Raw genomic sequence first — 15,988 nt, forward strand, 5'->3', positions numbered from 1 at the left:
GTTACCTTTGTCTCACTGAAGAGAGACCGCAAAGAAGAGAATTGGTCGGGGCCGCCCGCTAACTTTTAATGCCGCAGGCCCCAGGTAAAGTTTTGGGGCGACTTCGCGGACTTCATCGACGATCGATTTGATCAGTGGCGGGTTGCCGGGACGAGCATAGTCCAGAAGAAATGCCGGTTCGCCGTCTAAGAACGACGCCTCAAAGCGCGTCCCGAAAGGGAACCAGCGCCGTTTGCCAAAAAAAGTAACGCGATTGATTCCTTCACCGGCGTCGGCACTGAGACTCTGAAAAGATTTTCCTTTCCAGGCAAAGATCGACGACTCACCAAACGTTTTCAACAACCAGGCCAGCGGGCCCGTGCGCGGAGTACGCCACGCGAGCATCGCGCCCACCGCGTCGCCGTTAAGATCCGAAAGAGCGCTCGGCGGCTTGGCGGCGCGATAGAGTCGCTCAAGCTCGTCGTATTTCAGCCGGCGCAACGTTTTCAGATCGAGTTGTGAGTTTTCGCGAATGGCGGGGGCCGGTGCGCTCATGTTTGTTTCTCCTTCCGCGCGCTGTTGAGCTTTACCAATCCGTACACTCCGATAATGACGAGTGCGAGGCCGATCAAGACGTGCAAAATATCATCAACCTTCGTCCAGAGAAAATAATTCTCGGGCGGCAGGTGCAGTGTGCTGGCCAATGCCTGATACAGGTCAATCAAGCCAAACCCGAAATTGAAAGACGAGAGCGCCAATTCGTTCCTCGTCCAAACAATCAGCAAACCGATTGCCCCAAAGATCAGATGAAAGACGTTGTAGGCCGGCGCGCCGCTTGTCAGACTCTGCTCAGGCGGAACCAGGAAACCAGCGATGCCGACGATGATTAACACCGGCGCGAAAATCGCGAGCGTGATGAAGTTGAGACTCTTGTTCATGTGGGCTAAAAACTGCGGGCAAAATAGCTGCAGAGGGCGAGCATGTCAATAATTGCAGGCAATAAAAATTGCTATGTGGAACCTTTCCGCCGCCTCTCCGGTTCGGTGTTACAATGCCGTCCAGTTTGGGCCGAGAGGTTTTTTCTTTCCATGACGAATGAAGAGATGCAGCGAGCGAGGGACTTCATTGTGGAGCAGAATAAGCGGTCAACTTCCAGCGCAGTCGAGCTGACAAAAGGTGGGCTAAAACTGAAATGCGTCTCCGGGCGCTGCTCAGACGAGTAAGGGCTCGGCAAAAAAATTCCCTGCCGGCTCCAATCAAGGTTCGTCCCAGACGAAAGACTGAAATCGACCGGCGAATCGAAGCACTCGTAAACTAGTCGAAGTACGAATCAGCCAAAGACCGTAACAGCAATTAATCGAATCGCCTTCCGTGCTCACGCTACTTCGCAACGCCCGCCTAGTTCTTTCCGAACGAATTCTTGGATCAGGCAGTCTCCTCATAGAAGACGGACAAATTGCTCGCGTGATCGAGGACACTTCGGCCGCATCCGTTAAGGCCGATTCGATAATCGACCTCAACGGCGCGACGCTGTTTCCAGGTTTCATCGACATTCATATTCACGGCGCAGTCGGCGTCGATGTGAACAGTGCGACCGCCGGCGATTTAAAACGTGTAAGTGAGTTGCTCGCGCGCAAAGGAGTCACCGGGTGGCTGCCGACGCTGGTGCCTGCAGCGGACGAAGAATACGATCGCGCGGTCGCGGCGATCAGCGAGTTGATGAGTCGGCAGGCGTCAGAGTCCCGACTTCAGTCGGCCGATCTCGCCGCAGAACAACCAACTAAAGTTGGTACTCTAAACACTTGTGCGGCACGCGTGCTTGGCGTCCACTACGAAGGTCCGTTCGTTAACAGCGAGCAATGCGGCGCGCTGCATCGCGAACACTTTCGCACCTTCAAGACTTCTGCCGATCTCGACTCGCTGCCGACAATCGAGCACGACAATGCGATTCACTTCACGACCGTCGCGCCGGAAATTGAAGGCGGCATCGAACTGATTCGTGAATTGCGACGACGCGGCTGGATTGTTTCTATTGGCCACACGCGCGCCACGCCGGATGTCCTCGACAATGCGAAAGCCGCCGGCGCGCAGCACATGACGCACTTCATGAATGCGATGTCGCCGCTTCATCATCGCGCGCCCGGACCGATTGGCTGGGGACTGCTTAATGACGACGTAAGCCTCGATGTGATCGCTGACGGCGTGCATCTGGATCCAATCATGCTGAAGGTGCTCCTGCGCTGCATGACGCCTTCGCGTCTGGCCCTAATCAGCGACGCCATCGCCGCCACCGGCGGGGGTGATGGCGATTACGAAATCTGGGGCGAAAAGATCACTGTCGCGAACGGCCGCACCAGCAACGCACGCGGAAGCATCGCGGGCTCAGTGATCACGATGCTGGATGCGGTGAAGATGATGCTGTCGCTCGGTGCGTCGGAATGCGACGTCACTCGCATGGCTTCATCGAATCCCGCGCGGCTGCTGGGTATCTATCGCGATTGCGGCTCGATTGAGGAAGGGAAGCGAGCGGATCTGGTAGCGTTGGACTCAACTGGTGGAGTTCAGCTAGTCATTACCGGTGGAACGCAGCTTTAGCCGCACGTCGCCGCTTTAGGTTCATACAATTCACATCCTTAGATCCCGGAATCAACTTTTCGAGTGTTTGCGCGCACACGCCTAGTTTTCGACTTTCGGAGTTGTGACCAAAATGATTGCATTCTCTAACGGGCGCGACTAAGCTTTGCCAAATCCTGGCACGTGGAGGCGAAAATGTATCTCCATAAGTCCTTTGCCCGCATTCTAAAAAATCCGTGCCTCATCTTTCCCGTGCGGAGAATCGGACTAGCTCTTTTGTGCCCACTAGCCGGGTTGGTTTTGTACCCAACTGCGGCCGACGCGGCGCAAAAGACTACCGAGCAGGTAATTCGTGTTTGGAAAGTAGGTTCACCGCATAGAGGTGAGGTGCCCGATGTTCGAATGCCTGAAGACCTCAGCCGCAAAGCGATGGAACTTAATAGCCGCATCGAAATTCGATCGATGCCGGCGAGAGAGTTCTACGGTCTGTTAACCAATGCGGTCGCTACTAATGACGAGCCTGATGTTCTCGTTATCGACAATATTGGATTGATTTACGGCATCACCACGCAGCTGGGGCGCTTTGACGGAATTGGCCGAGATCCAAAGGTGCGAATGTCCCTGCTTGAAGTCTCGGAAGCTTTCCGATCTCTTGCGACCACTCCTGGCTGGCAATTCCTTTTGAAGGGGTCGCGAAATTTCGCCAAGGCTAAGTCGCTGGCGATGATGGAACCGGATTGCGAGCCGGCTTACGGCAATACTGGGCCATGGACGGGTGAGCTCAAAACCAATGTCGAGGAAACTGCCAGGACAGCTGCGGCCGCTTACTTTCAACACGATCTAAGTACGCTGGATGCTCTGGGAGATAATCGCGACGAATCAGAACCATTCAAAAACCCCACCAGTGTGATTTCGAAGGTCAAAGTTTGCAGCGGATGGGGAAACCACCGGCTCGCGTTTGTTAATACTGTGACCCTTTTCGAAAACGAGCAGCGGTTGGGTTATGCGACTTTACTGACGGTGCTGGCCAATACCCAAGCCGATTGGAGGGTGCTTTCGTTGAGCATCTATCCAATAATGATCCGGAACCTGCAGCAACAGCGGTTTGTTCTGAAAACTGCAGGGGATGCTGAATCACAGTTAGAACCTCCCACCCTCATCGCTCCAGCTCATAACGCGGCCTTCCGACGTTGGCCGATGGAGGAACGACCCCTGCTTGAATGGTCACGGGCAAGCACCGGATCGACGCTGTATTTAGTTGAAGCCCAGTTCACAAACCCGCCCCGTCCCGGACAAACAAAAACTCTGTGGGCTGGTCGGGGTTTTAACCTCGTCGCACCGGTTGATGCCCACGGCTTAACGATCAGGTCCCGCGCGGTCTTTGGCGCGGGGCAACAACCTCATCGCTGGCGAATCTGGGCCATTGACGAAAACGGCTTTACCGTTCGCAGCGAGTGGCGCGTGGTTAACTATATTAACTAGCGCCCCTCTTCGGCGATTCAAACCACAACGTTGCCAGCGGCGGCAGCGTGATCGCCGCTGAATATTCCATCCCATGCCAGGGCGTCTTCTCTGCGCGCATACTCTTCACCACGCCGAAGCCCCCGCCGCAGTACTTCTCGTTATCAGTGTTGAGTAGCTGCTTGTAGGTTCCCTTCCGCGGGAGCCCGATGCGGTGATCTTCCCGAATTACCGGCGAAAAGTTGCAGACGCAGATGATCTCTTTTCCAGTCGAAGGCGCGGTGCGGCTAAAGGCGACGATGTTCTCAGCGGCGTTATCAACTTCGATCCAACTGAAGCCCGATGGGTCGCTGTCAGCTTCAGACAACGCCGGGTGCTTTGCGTAGAGTTGGTTCAAATCCTCGATCAATAACTGAACACCTTTGTGGATGGGTTGTTCCAGGAGGTGCCAATCCAGACTCTCTTCTTCGGTCCACTCGCGCCATTGCCCGAACTCGCCGCCCATGAACAGAAGTTTTTTTCCCGGGTGCGCCCACATGTATCCGTACAGCGCGCGCAGGTTCGCAAACTTCTGCCATTCTTCGCCCGGCATCTTGTTCAGCAGAGCGCCTTTCATATGCACCACTTCATCGTGAGAGAAGGGCAGAATGAAGTTTTCGCTCCACGCGTACAGCAAACCGAACGTCAGCGCGTTGTGATTGCCGCCGCGAAACAGCGGATCGGTCTGAAAGTATTTAAGCGTGTCGTGCATCCAGCCCATGTTCCACTTGAAATCAAAGCCGAGTCCGCCGTTGTAGACCGCGGCCGTGACCTGCGGCCAGGCGGTTGATTCTTCCGCGATCATGAGAGTGCCGGGACATTCGCGGTGCGTGACCTCGTTCAACTCCTTCAGCAGAGAGATCGCTTCGAGATTTTCGCGCCCGCCGAACTCGTTCGGCACCCACTCGCCTTCTTTGCGGCTGTAATCGAGGTAGAGCATCGAAGCGACCGCATCGACACGCAATCCATCGAGATGAAATTCGCGCAGCCAGTACAGCGCATTCGCAATTAGAAAGTTGCGCACTTCATGGCGGCCGTAGTTGAAGATGTAAGTGCCCCAGTCTGGATGCTCGCCCTTGCGCGGATCAAGATGTTCGTACAGGGCAGTGCCGTCAAAGCGGCCCAGCGCAAATGCGTCTTTCGGAAAATGTGCGGGCACCCAATCCATGATTACGCCGACACCAGCTTTGTGAAGATGATCGACGAGGAAACGAAAGTCGTCCGGTGTGCCATAGCGTGATGACGGAGCGTAGAACGCGCTGACCTGGTAACCCCAGGACGGGCCGTACGGATGTTCTTTCAGCGGCAGAAACTCGACGTGCGTGAAGCCGTTTTGGATCGCATAGTCCGCGAGTACTGGCGCCAATTCGCGATAGGTCATTGGCCGGTTATCTTCTTCAGCTACCCGCCGCCACGAGCCCAGATGGACTTCATAGATCGACAACGATTCGCGCCAGGCCTCTCGTTTGGTGCGTTTCGCAATCCAGGCGTGGTCACGGAATTTGTAGCTTGAGGTGAAAACAACCGACGAAGTGTCCGGCGGCACTTCCATCATGAAGGCGTACGGATCGGCTTTAAAGAACTCCTGGCCCGCGGTGTTGATGGCATATTTATAGAGTTCCCCTGCGCGCAAATCCGGGATAAAGAGCTCCCAAACTCCTGACGTTCCCAAGCGCCGCATCGGGTGTTTCGTCACGTCCCAGGAGTTGAAGTTGCCGACAAGACTGACCCGGTCCGCAGCGGGGGCCCAGACAGCGAACGCTACGCCGCGCTTGCCGCCGTGTGACATGACATGCGCGCCCAGCTTTTCGTAAATCCGATAGTGCTTGCCTTCGCCGAAAAGGTGGAGGTCGAGATCGCCAAGAATTGGTGGGAATTCGTTTGCGTTTGTCTTTGTGGTTTTTTTGGAAGTCTTTTTCGGTGAAGAGGTGGAGCCCTCCCCCGCGTTAGGGTTAGCGCGCCGTTTTGTCAGAGGCCTTTTCTCGTTCGGCTGTTTTGATTTCTTCTGTGCCATTTTTCTGTCGCCTGCTAAAGCGGGCTGAGGATCAAAACTAACCGGTGATCCCCGGGGTTCTCCCGACACATCGGGACTCCACCCGGCTCCTCTCTGCCCCCAGCTTCGCTGGCTCGTTGAGCGCTCGCCCACGATTGTGGCTCGACGATCACGTCAAGACGGCCTCTTGGCGGAGTTCGCCTGAGGATTGCGGGCGCGCCGGTTCAACAAATCGCCGGAAGATGTCCGCGCCCGTGCCGAGCTCTCGCCGGTTGCTCTTCGCTTCCGAAAGAATCTCCAGAAACCGTTCCCGCGCGGATGGCAGATTCAATTGCTTCATCAAATCAATCGCCCGCCCGGCGTACCTTAGGATTTGAATTGTTTCGATTCCGAAGATGTCATTGAAGAACCATCCGCAGCTTGTGTACATCAACAACAGCATTCGCTGCAGTTCGAGATACGCGAGCGCCCGTGATCCTTCATCGGCAGATAACCATCGACCAGCGTGTTCAAACAAAAACTGTTCGCGTGACTCATGCGGATTGAGAATAAGCGAGATGCTCGCATCGCGCGCCAGCCACGGAAACGTGAACAGGTCACCGCGCGTTGCTTCGAAGTGCGAAATGTTTTCGTCCCGCAGAAAGTCGAGCGCATCCCGCAGAGCCGTTCGCCACTTCTGATTCCACCCCGGCTCGCCTCCGGTTACGCACCCACAATCACGAATCCAACGCCCTACGCCGTGCTGACAACTCCAAGAGGTGCCCTGGCCGTCCGACCCGTTGTTGATCTCCACATCGTGGCGGGGCGGATGCTGATCGAGATACTCGCCATAGTTCGTTAGTTTAAAACCGCGCGCCGGAGCTTCGACGGTGAGTGCATGCGCCAGACACAGATCGCCGAACTTAAAGTGATGTCCGTAAGTCTCGCCGTCGGTGGCAAGATTTAGTAATCCGTTTCCGCGCGCTGCTCGCGCGAATGAACCGACGAGTGCGCCGCTCGAGCGCAGCAAACCTTCAAACGCAATCGCCCGCGAAAGAGGCCCATGGTAGAAGAAGACGGCGATTGTCGCGCCGGCGTCGTCCGTGTGTCTGTAGCGGTAAGGGATGCTTGTGTCCAGGGTCTCTGCGGCGACTGAATGCCAGTCATTAGTTGAGTTTTCTTCCCGGTCGCTGCTCCCTGTGCGGTCAATACTGGCCCGGTCGCTATTCTCGACTTCGGCGAGAACCCTCACCCTGCCCTCTCCCAGAGGGAGAGGGATTCCGCTCCCGGTACTGATTTCATTGCTGTCGCTCGCGGTTTTTACGCGAGCAGCTTGATGAGGCGCGAGAATGACGTAGCGCAAACCTTCATCGATGAGCGCATCGAGCACGCCGTCGTTGCACGCCGTCTCGGGCAGCCACATCGCTTCTGCTTCCCGCCCAAACCGATGACGAAAATCGGCGAGACCCCAACGAATTTGCGTGCGCAGGTCGCGCTCAGTGCACAGAGGCAAAATCGCATGACCGTAAGCTTGCGCGATCGCGTTACCGTGGCCTTGTCGAGTCAAAACACTTGCGCGATCCGCGTCAATAATTCGGTTGTAGGTTTCCAGGTGATTCTGCTCGAGCCAACTGAGTAAGGTCGGACCAAAGTTGAAACTGATGCCCTCGTAGTTGTTGATTGTGCGCGAGTCTCCGGTCACCGGATCTGAAATTATCGCGGAGGAATTCGGTTGATAGCATTCGGCTTGAATGCGCTCGTTCCAATCAGGGAAAGGCTCGGCGCTCGGTTGGGCTTCGATGACGCCGGTCCACGGGTTTTCGCGCGGTGGTTGGTAGAAGTGTCCGTGAATAATTAGGTAGGGTGTTGGGGTTAGGGGGTTGGGTGTCGGGTTTGGAATGTCCATTAACAGTTGAGCAGAACCTTAAATTAAATGCCGCAGGCCTTCTAAACCCTACACCCAACCCCCTATACCCTCGCAAGTGCCAGCCAAGCCGCGCCCAGCAGGCCCGCATCATCGCCACATTCACCGCGCACAATTCGGCAGCGTTGCGCCGGAACCGGAAACGCGCGCCGGGCCATTTCTTCTCGAGCGGTTTGAGCAAACAAGTCGAACGCGGCTGAGACGCCTCCACCGATGACAATCATCTCCGGATTCAAAGTGTTGACGATGTTCGCCGCCGCGATGCCGAGATAGGTTCCCACTCGGCGAAATATTTCGAGAGCGAGTTCATCGCCCAAAACTGCAGCGTCCGCGACGTCGCGAGCCGTTAAGTCGAGGAGGGCAACCGAATTCAATCGAGAGGCCTGATGTTTTGAAAGAGCCTCTCTCGTCACGCGCACAATTGCCGTTGCCGATGCGCAAACTTCCAGACAACCGGTGTTTTCGCACTCGCACTTCACTCCGCCAAACGGATCGACGCTGGTGTGACCAATTTCTCCCGCTGTACCGTCAACGCCGCGCCACAATTCTCCATTGAGTATGATTCCGCTGCCGACTCCGGTCCCCAGCGTCAAACAGACGATGGTGTGACAGCCACGCGCAGCTCCCTGCCACATCTCGCCCAGAGCCGCGGCATTGGCATCATTTTCAATGAGGACTGGACGCTGAAGTTTCGTTTCCAGCGCCTCAGCCAATCCGAAGTCAACAATTGCGGGGACGTTGGGCGCATTTACTATCGCGCGGGTTTGCGCGTGCACCGAACCCGGAACGGCCACGGAAACAGTCTCAATGCGTGCGGCACCCTTTGCGGCCTCAAGTTCACAAGTCTCAACCGCAGCGACAATCGCATTTACGATGTCTTCAGCTTTATCAGAATCGGGAGTTTGAGATTTAAACCGTTCGTGAAGGCGACCGCTGGAATCGATATTCGCCGCGCGCAGATTCGTGCCGCCCAGGTCGACGGCGCAAACGAGTTCGGTTGTTAAGGGCTGAGTCACTTGACGGAATAGTCTCTGGACGGACGCTTTGCGTTCCCTTGCGTCTTGGCGCCTTTGCGTGAACCGTTCTCACGCTAAGTCGCAAAGACGCAAAGATTAGCAAAGAAAGAAAAGCCGGCGCGCGAACTTAACCTTTTCTTCGGCCGAACATGTCGAACCCGACCGCGGCCACCAGCACGCCGCCTTTGACTACATACTGTGCCCAGTTCTCAACGTTCAGAAGCGACATGCCATTATCGAGGCTGGCGAGAATCAAAGCGCCAAGCACGGCGCCAAACACGGTCCCGCGGCCGCCCATCAAACTCGTTCCCCCGATGACGCACGAAGCGATCGCGTCGAGTTCCATCAACGTGCCGGCGTCGGGCGAAGCGCTGCCGACGCGCGCGGTGTGCAGAATCGAAGCCAGTCCTGCGAGCGCGCCCATCACGCAAAACGCTGCGAGCACGTAACGCTTTAAATTGATTCCCGAAAGCCGCGCGGCGTCAGGGTTGCCGCCAATCGCGTACAAGTAGCGGCCAAAGGTCGTGTTGGTGGTGAGAAATGCTCCGGCGAGTGCGACGGCCAGAAGGAAGATCACCGGAATCGGGATGCCGCCGGCTTTGTTCATCAGAAAGACGAACGCGACGACTGCAATCGAGGGAATAATGATCCGTATCGCCACCGCCGCCACGCTCATCGCTTGCAGTCCGTGCCGGCGCCGGGCGCGAGTGCGCCGCAGGTTCGTCCAAATAATTGTGGCAATACCGACGGCCGCGAGCCCAAAGCCAATGCGCGGGTCGATAAAGTCGCGTCCTAAAGATCTAAAGACAGGGAGCTCGACCGGAACAGTTGCGCCTTGCGTAAACTTCAGAATCAAGCCCCGCCACGCTTGCAATCCGCCGAGCGTTACGATGAACGCCGGAATATTAATGTACGCGACCAGTGCTCCCTGCAGCGCCCCAATCAACAACCCCACTACAATGGCCGCCGTAAGACAAGGCAGAAGCCCCCAGTCTTGCGTCATCGCCGCAATGCCCCCCGCTAATCCCACGACCGCGCCTACGGACAAGTCGATGTTGCCGCTGACGATGACCATCAGCATACCGACGGCCAAAACCCCGGTCACGGCGGTCTGTTGCAGTAGCTTCGAAAAATTAATCGCGCCCAGGAAGAGTCCGTAAGGATGAGTTTCGCTGATTGTGGCCCACTGAAAGAAAAGCCAGATAACAATCAGCGCGAGCAGCATTGTGTAAGCGCGCAATGCTGACGTGCGAAGTTTAAGACGGCCTGTAGACCCCAATTGATTCATCGTTTAGAGGCGGGCTACTGCCCGCCAATTGCGGAGAACAGAACATGGCGGGCAGTAGCCCGCCTCTAAACATTCCTTGTTGATCTCGTCCTACGCCGCTAATCGCACGTGTCCCGTCGCGCACGACATCACGGCTTCGGGCGTAGCCTCTTTGCGGGTGAACTCGCCCGTCACGCGCCCTTCGTGCAGAACGATTAGTCGATCTGAAAGCCCCAGCACTTCAGGCAGCTCAGATGAAACCAAAACGATCGCCAGTCCACTCTCAGCCAGCCGGTTAATCTGAGCGTAGATTTCCTGTTTGGCCCCGACATCAATGCCGCGGGTCGGCTCGTCGAGAAACAATACGCGCGGATTTGTCAGCAGCCATTTCGCCAGTACGACTTTCTGTTGATTGCCGCCGGACAGCGTGCCGGCGATCGTAAAAATTGAGCTCGCTTTGATTCGCAGATCGCCGGCCGCGCGCTCGCCCGCCGCGGCTTCGGCATCTTCGTCGGTAAAAAATCGGCCCGAAAGCCTATCCAGACCGGCCAGTGTCATATTTCTGAGGATAGTTTGATCGAGGACCAATCCATATCGCTTGCGATCTTCCGTGACGAAACCGATGCCGCGCTCAATCGCATCGCACGGACTGTTGATCTGAACTCGCTTTCCCTGGACGAACACGTCGGCGGACTTGCGGCCCGCGTGCGCTCCAAATATTGCCATCAGCAATTCGCTACGACCCGAACCCATTAGGCCGCCGATGCCGAGTACCTCGCCTTTGCGAACGCCAAAGCTGACGCCGTTAACCAAACGCTTGCCGGGAACGGAAGGGTCTTCAACCGTGACATTGCGCACTTCGAACACCACTTCGCCGCGTTCGTGCGTAGCTTCCGGAAAGATCTGATCGACGGAGCGACCGACCATCTGCGCGATAACGCGCGGTTCGGTCAGATTAGACGTGGCATTCGTCTCGATCGTCTGGCCATCACGTAGCACGGTAATCCGGTCGCTGATGCGAAAAACCTCGTCGAGTTTGTGCGAGATGTAGATCATCGCTACGCCGCGCGCCCGCAGACGCTTCAGAATTCCGAACAGGGTCTCGACTTCTGTGTCGGTCAGTGCGGCGGTTGGTTCATCAAGAATTAGAATGCGCGCGTCCTGCGAAAGGGCTTTCGCTATTTCCACGAGCTGTTGTTGGCCGATACCGAGATTGATAACCGGCGTGCGTGGATCGAGCGCAAGGTGTAGTTCGTCCAGGAGTTTTTGCGCGCGGCTGTAAAGGTCTTCCCAGTTGATCACGCCAAAGCGGCGAGGGGCGCGGCCGAGGAAAATATTTTCCGCGACGCTGAGATCCCGGACCAGAGACATTTCCTGATAGATGACCGCGATTCCGGCCTGTTCCGATTCGCGCACGTTGGCAAAACGCCGCTCCGCTCCATCAAGAACAATTTCACCACCGTACTCCGGATGCGGATACACGCCTGCGAGAATTTTGATCAGCGTCGATTTGCCGGCGCCGTTTTCACCTACGAGTGCATGAATTTCGCCGGCAGCCAAATCGAAACTAACGCCGTCCAGGGCTCTGACACCCGGGAAGGTTTTTGTGATCGAGCGCATGCGTAAAACAGTTTCGAGTTTCGAGTTTCGAGTTTCGAGTTCTTCTAACATGCGGAACTATTGTGCTGATGCGGTCTTGTACTTTGTGCCTTTAAGACCTGATCGGCGCAAATAGTTGATCAGGTCGCCAATCATGTTGCCAGTTTCGGCAGCTAGACTCGTTAACTCAACGAACGTAGCTTGGTCGATGTGGCTTTGATCGAGGGCAACGTAAAGCTGACTTTTGACCTCGGCTGCAGATCCTTTTGCGGCGGCAAGGAACTGAATGAACTCTCCGGTTCCGCTCCTGTCGTATCCCTCCGCGATATTTGACATGATCGAGACTGATGCGCGCCGGATTTGATCATTCAATCCAAAGTCTCTGGACAACGAAGTGGTGCGGGGGATTTTGTAGATTCGCTTTGTGAGTTCTCGTGCCTTTCGCCAAGCCTCGATTTCTTCGAACCTCTTGAATGTAGCCATGTGGGATTTTCCTTGAGTTGAGGTGGAATAGCTTTAACTCGAAACTTGAAACCCGGAACTCGAAACTGTCTTATTGCTTCGGCCATTGATCCTTCGGCACGTTCTTATAAACGTCCTCAAGTTTGTGATAGCCGTCTTTAATCACGGTCTGCATCACGTTGTTCTTGTCCAACACCATCGGCTCGAAGAGAAGGGCAGGCACGTCAATCTTTCCGTTGTTGATCTTGTCTTTGGCATCGACTTTCTCGCCCCGCGCCAGCTTGACGGCTGCATCAACAGCGGCGAAAGCAAGCGGCTGAATTGGTTTGTAGATCGTCATCGTCTGTTTGCCTTCAACGACGCGTTGCACCGCATCGAGCGCTGCGTCCTGACCCGTCACCAGGACTTTGCCGACAAGCTGCGGCGGCAGAGCCGAGACAGCGCCGCCTGCCGTACCGTCGTTCGAAGCCACGATTGCCTGAATGTCGTTGTTGTTTTTAGTCAGTGCGTCTTCCGCGATGCGCAGAGCTTCACTCGCCAACCATTCGCGCGCGTATTGCTGGGTCACAATCTTGATCTGCCCGCTATCGACCGCCGGTTTCAACACTTGCATCTGGCCTTCAATCAGAAGCAGCGCGTTGTTGTCTGTTTGCGATCCGCCAATCAAAACGTAGTTGCCTTTCGGCGCGTGGTCGAGGGCGTACTGCGCCTGCATCTGCCCGATCTTCACGACCTGATGCGAGACGTACAGATCCACGTCTGAATTGCGAATCAGCCGATCGTAACTGATTACCGGGACGCCTTGCTTATGGGCCGCTTCGACGATGGACGCGGCGATTTGGCCGTTGTGTGGCGCGACGATCAGAACGTCCACGCCCTTCGTCAGGAAGTTTTCGCACTGCTTGATTTGGTCGGCATCGACGCCGTTGGCAACTTGAACTTCACATTGCGCCCCAACTTCTTTGCAGCGCTGCTCAACCAGGGCCTTGTCGCGCTGCCACCGTTCTTCCTTCAGAGTGTCCATCGAGAAGCCGATGCGCACCGGGCCGCCGGATTTGGCGCCGCCGCCAGTGTTGGTTGACTCCGGGCCTTTCACACACGCCGAGAATAGAATCGCCGCCGTCAAAGCAAACGGAGTTGTCCGCGCAATGATTTTCATTGTCTGTCCCTTTCTTGGTTGCCGCGTGCCGGTAGTTTACGATTGCCGCGCGAAAAGCGCCGCCACATAATACCTACGAACATGGAAACTGTCAGCAGAGGAACTTCGCGCGCCGGACGGTTTGCGCTGCATGGCTACCTCGGACTGTTTGTGATTGCCGCGGCCGAGGTCCTGCTGTTTTCCGGCAATCGTCTGGTCGGACACTGGTTCACCCCGATTGTCTGGACCGGTTACATCCTTTTCGTTGATGCGCTGCTTTACAAGATTAAGGGCCGATCGCTGCTGCTGAATGATCGTCAGGAGTTGCTTATCCTTGCGGTTATTTCTATCGGCGGTTGGTGGCTATGCGAGTTCTATAATGCGCCGCGCTTTTGGAACTCGGACTGGGAACTGTGGTGGCATTATCACAACCTCGAACCCAATCCTTATGTCCGTCGCGTTGGTTACGATTGGGCGTTCGCTACGATCTTTCCATTACAGTTTTTAACGGCGGAACTGTTTCGGCTCACCATCTTCAAGCGTTTTTCAAAGGGCCGGGTGGTCAAATTAAACACGAGACCGCTGATGATTGTTTGGGTAGTCCTGGGCGTGGTTGGGACCCTCTGGCCTTTGATTTATCCATCGGTCTGGCTGGCTCCGGTTATCTGGCTTTCATTTATTCTGCTGCTTGATCCGATCAACGCGTGGCGCGGCTGGCCATCAATCACGGGAGACCTGGCGCGCGGCGATTGGCGAAGATTGTGCTCGCTCCTCCTGGCCGGCGTTGTTTGCGGGTTCCTCTGGGAGTTTTTCAACTACTGGGCGCTATCGAAATGGACGTACACCGTCCCTTACTTTGGCGATATCAAAATCTTCGAAATGCCGGTACTTGGATATCTGGGCTTCCCGCCATTTGCAATCGAGTGCTGGGCGATGTACATCTTTGTGCGTTCGCTGCTCAGTCCGGGCGCGCGTACGGCCGTAAACAATGACAATATCTTTTTGAGTTCGCAGTGAATTCCGCAAAGCTTAAAACCTGGGTAAAGCGCCTCGGCTTCTGGGGCTTCATGTTCTTCCTCGTTAAGGGACTGCTCTGGCTCCTCATCCCTGCGGTCCTCGCCGTGCTCGCGTGGAATTGAAGTCTGAGATGCGCCGCTTCAGAATCGTTCTTGCGTCCCTGACTTTTTTCGTTCTCGTTCTCGCCTTTGTAAGTAACCAGACAGATGCCCAAGACGATCGGCGCCCGCGCGCGCGTGAAGCGGGCATTGTCGTCGGTGTGCTATCGCCGGGTCCGCTAAACGCCATCACCGATGTCAATGGAGTTGTCGTCGGTCATTCGACTATTGTTCGCGGCGACAATGTGCGGACCGGGGTGACCGCGATTCTGCCGCACGGCGGGAATCTGTTTCGTGAGAAGGTTCCCGGAGCCGTGTTCATCGGCAACGCGTTTGGCAAACTCGCGGGCTCGACGCAAGTGAACGAACTGGGTGAGATCGAGACACCGATCATGCTGACGTCAACTCTGAGTGTGCCGCGGACAGCAGACGCAGTCATTGATTACATGCTCGCGCTTCCGGGCAACGAGGACGTTCAATCGATCAATCCTTTGGTTGGTGAGACTAACGACGGCTACCTGAACGACATTCGCGGGCGGCATATCAATCGCGACGATGTGTTCGCGGCGATCAAGGAGGCGCGCGACGGTCCGGTTGAAGAAGGCGCGGTCGGCGCGGGTACGGGAACGGTTGCCTTCGGATGGAAAGGCGGCATTGGAACGGCTTCGCGAAAGCTTCCGCAGGCCCTTGGCGGTTATACCGTCGGCGTGCTGGTACAGTCGAATTTCGGCGGAATTCTAACGATAAACGGCGCGCCGGTCGGTCGCGAACTCGGGAAGTATTATCTGAAAGATGAGTTGGAGAAAACCGCCGCGCAAGTGAACCAGGCAAACACTGCGGACGGTTCAATAATTATCGTGATCGCCACCGACGCGCCGATCGATCATCGAAATCTGAATCGGCTGGCGGCACGATCGATGCTGGGTCTGGGGCGCACCGGCGCCGCGGGGACAAACGGGAGCGGCGATTATGCGATTGCGTTCTCCACCGCGCCTGAGCTTCGCATTCGCAACCTTCCTAACGTGCGGATGAAACCAACCGCCGCACAATTAGCCAACGAAGCGATGTCGCCGTTGTTTCTGGCGGTGATCGAGGCGACAGAAGAAGCAATCTACAACTCGATGTTTCGCGCCGCGACGACTACTGGCCGGGGCCGGACAGTGCAGGCGTTGCCTATCAATCGCACGCTCGAAGTTCTGCGGAAATACAACGCGCTGAAGCGTTGACGAAGAACAATTCTCATTCACGCCTCGCTGCAGCGAGGTGAACTCCGAAAGCGCGATGGACGAAACCGTTTCAACGGTTTCATATTGGCAAGCCGTTGAAACGGCTATCTTGTTTTCGCTCCCGAGAGACCTCCACCTCGCTGAAGCGAGGTGTGAATAAGATGCGTTGACACTCCCTGAACTACTCTCTAGAATACGCGCCCCACATTAAACACT

General features: G+C 56.0%; 13 protein-coding genes. 4 read left to right on the forward strand and 9 right to left on the reverse strand.

Going from position 1 to position 15,988, the window contains the following annotated elements:
- Positions 1–12: 12 nt before the first annotated feature.
- Positions 13–534, reverse strand: a complete 522-nt coding sequence (locus VFX97_14580; protein HEX5704425.1) for a hypothetical protein — start codon at positions 532–534, stop codon at positions 13–15.
- A complete protein-coding gene (locus VFX97_14585; protein HEX5704426.1) occupies positions 531–917 on the reverse strand; it encodes a hypothetical protein in 387 nt (128 codons plus the stop codon). The genes VFX97_14580 and VFX97_14585 overlap by 4 nt, the downstream gene beginning before the upstream one ends.
- 433 nt (positions 918–1,350) lie before the next feature.
- On the opposite strand from VFX97_14585, the gene nagA reads away from it, so the two are divergent.
- Together nagA and VFX97_14595 are read left to right on the forward strand one after the other, a co-directional pair.
- Complete coding sequence (nagA, locus tag VFX97_14590) at positions 1,351–2,574, forward strand: N-acetylglucosamine-6-phosphate deacetylase (protein ID HEX5704427.1); 1,224 nt, start codon at positions 1,351–1,353, stop codon at positions 2,572–2,574.
- A gap of 381 nt (positions 2,575–2,955) precedes the next feature.
- Complete coding sequence (locus tag VFX97_14595) at positions 2,956–4,035, forward strand: hypothetical protein (protein ID HEX5704428.1); 1,080 nt, start codon at positions 2,956–2,958, stop codon at positions 4,033–4,035.
- Here the strand turns inward: VFX97_14595 and glgB are convergent.
- The 7 genes from glgB to VFX97_14630 all read right to left on the reverse strand — a co-directional run bounded on the left by glgB (position 4,028) and on the right by VFX97_14630 (position 13,452).
- Positions 4,028–6,067, reverse strand: a complete 2,040-nt coding sequence (gene glgB / locus VFX97_14600; GenBank protein ID HEX5704429.1) for a 1,4-alpha-glucan branching protein GlgB — start codon at positions 6,065–6,067, stop codon at positions 4,028–4,030. The two genes, VFX97_14595 and glgB, sit on opposite strands and share 8 nt — an antisense overlap.
- Before the next feature lie 148 nt (positions 6,068–6,215).
- Entirely contained in the window at positions 6,216–7,931 is a 1,716-nt protein-coding gene (locus VFX97_14605) for a DUF3536 domain-containing protein (GenBank protein ID HEX5704430.1), read from the reverse strand.
- A 62-nt stretch (positions 7,932–7,993) separates the two neighbouring features.
- Positions 7,994–8,965: an ROK family protein gene (locus VFX97_14610; protein ID HEX5704431.1), complete on the reverse strand. Its 972-nt coding sequence runs from the start codon at positions 8,963–8,965 to the stop codon at positions 7,994–7,996.
- Positions 8,966–9,092: 127 nt separating this feature from the next.
- A complete protein-coding gene (locus tag VFX97_14615; GenBank protein ID HEX5704432.1) occupies positions 9,093–10,253 on the reverse strand; it encodes a hypothetical protein in 1,161 nt (386 codons plus the stop codon).
- A 90-nt stretch (positions 10,254–10,343) separates the two neighbouring features.
- Positions 10,344–11,903 carry a xylose ABC transporter ATP-binding protein gene (locus tag VFX97_14620; GenBank protein HEX5704433.1) on the reverse strand — a complete coding sequence of 520 codons (1,560 nt, stop codon included), beginning with the start codon at positions 11,901–11,903 and terminating at the stop codon, positions 10,344–10,346.
- 6 nt (positions 11,904–11,909) lie between these two features.
- Complete coding sequence (locus VFX97_14625; protein ID HEX5704434.1) at positions 11,910–12,314, reverse strand: four helix bundle protein; 405 nt, start codon at positions 12,312–12,314, stop codon at positions 11,910–11,912.
- 70 nt (positions 12,315–12,384) lie between these two features.
- Positions 12,385–13,452 (reverse strand): substrate-binding domain-containing protein, encoded by a 1,068-nt coding sequence (locus tag VFX97_14630; GenBank protein HEX5704435.1) that lies wholly within the window; start codon positions 13,450–13,452, stop codon positions 12,385–12,387.
- 81 nt (positions 13,453–13,533) lie between these two features.
- Between VFX97_14630 and VFX97_14635 the strand changes: the two genes are divergently transcribed.
- A complete protein-coding gene (locus VFX97_14635) occupies positions 13,534–14,448 on the forward strand; it encodes a hypothetical protein (GenBank protein HEX5704436.1) in 915 nt (304 codons plus the stop codon).
- A 130-nt stretch (positions 14,449–14,578) separates the two neighbouring features.
- Positions 14,579–15,772, forward strand: a complete 1,194-nt coding sequence (locus VFX97_14640; protein HEX5704437.1) for a P1 family peptidase — start codon at positions 14,579–14,581, stop codon at positions 15,770–15,772.
- Positions 15,773–15,988: the final 216 nt, after the last annotated feature.

The organism is Pyrinomonadaceae bacterium (assembly GCA_036277115.1).
Classification (GTDB): Bacteria; Acidobacteriota; Blastocatellia; order Pyrinomonadales; family Pyrinomonadaceae; genus UBA11740.

What these genes read in the sequence shown, in the direction of transcription:
- VFX97_14580 (HEX5704425.1), bottom strand. Translation starts at nt 534, where the DNA reads ATGAGCGCACCGGCCCCCGCCATTCGCGAAAACTCACAACTCGATCTG.
- VFX97_14585 (HEX5704426.1), bottom strand. Translation starts at nt 917, where the DNA reads ATGAACAAGAGTCTCAACTTCATCACGCTCGCGATTTTCGCGCCGGTG.
- VFX97_14595 (HEX5704428.1), top strand. Translation starts at nt 2,956, where the DNA reads ATGCCTGAAGACCTCAGCCGCAAAGCGATGGAACTTAATAGCCGCATC.
- glgB (HEX5704429.1), bottom strand. Translation starts at nt 6,067, where the DNA reads ATGGCACAGAAGAAATCAAAACAGCCGAACGAGAAAAGGCCTCTGACA.
- VFX97_14605 (HEX5704430.1), bottom strand. Translation starts at nt 7,931, where the DNA reads ATGGACATTCCAAACCCGACACCCAACCCCCTAACCCCAACACCCTAC.
- VFX97_14615 (HEX5704432.1), bottom strand. Translation starts at nt 10,253, where the DNA reads ATGAATCAATTGGGGTCTACAGGCCGTCTTAAACTTCGCACGTCAGCA.
- VFX97_14620 (HEX5704433.1), bottom strand. Translation starts at nt 11,903, where the DNA reads ATGTTAGAAGAACTCGAAACTCGAAACTCGAAACTCGAAACTGTTTTA.
- VFX97_14625 (HEX5704434.1), bottom strand. Translation starts at nt 12,314, where the DNA reads ATGGCTACATTCAAGAGGTTCGAAGAAATCGAGGCTTGGCGAAAGGCA.
- VFX97_14630 (HEX5704435.1), bottom strand. Translation starts at nt 13,452, where the DNA reads ATGAAAATCATTGCGCGGACAACTCCGTTTGCTTTGACGGCGGCGATT.
- VFX97_14635 (HEX5704436.1), top strand. Translation starts at nt 13,534, where the DNA reads ATGGAAACTGTCAGCAGAGGAACTTCGCGCGCCGGACGGTTTGCGCTG.
- VFX97_14640 (HEX5704437.1), top strand. Translation starts at nt 14,579, where the DNA reads ATGCGCCGCTTCAGAATCGTTCTTGCGTCCCTGACTTTTTTCGTTCTC.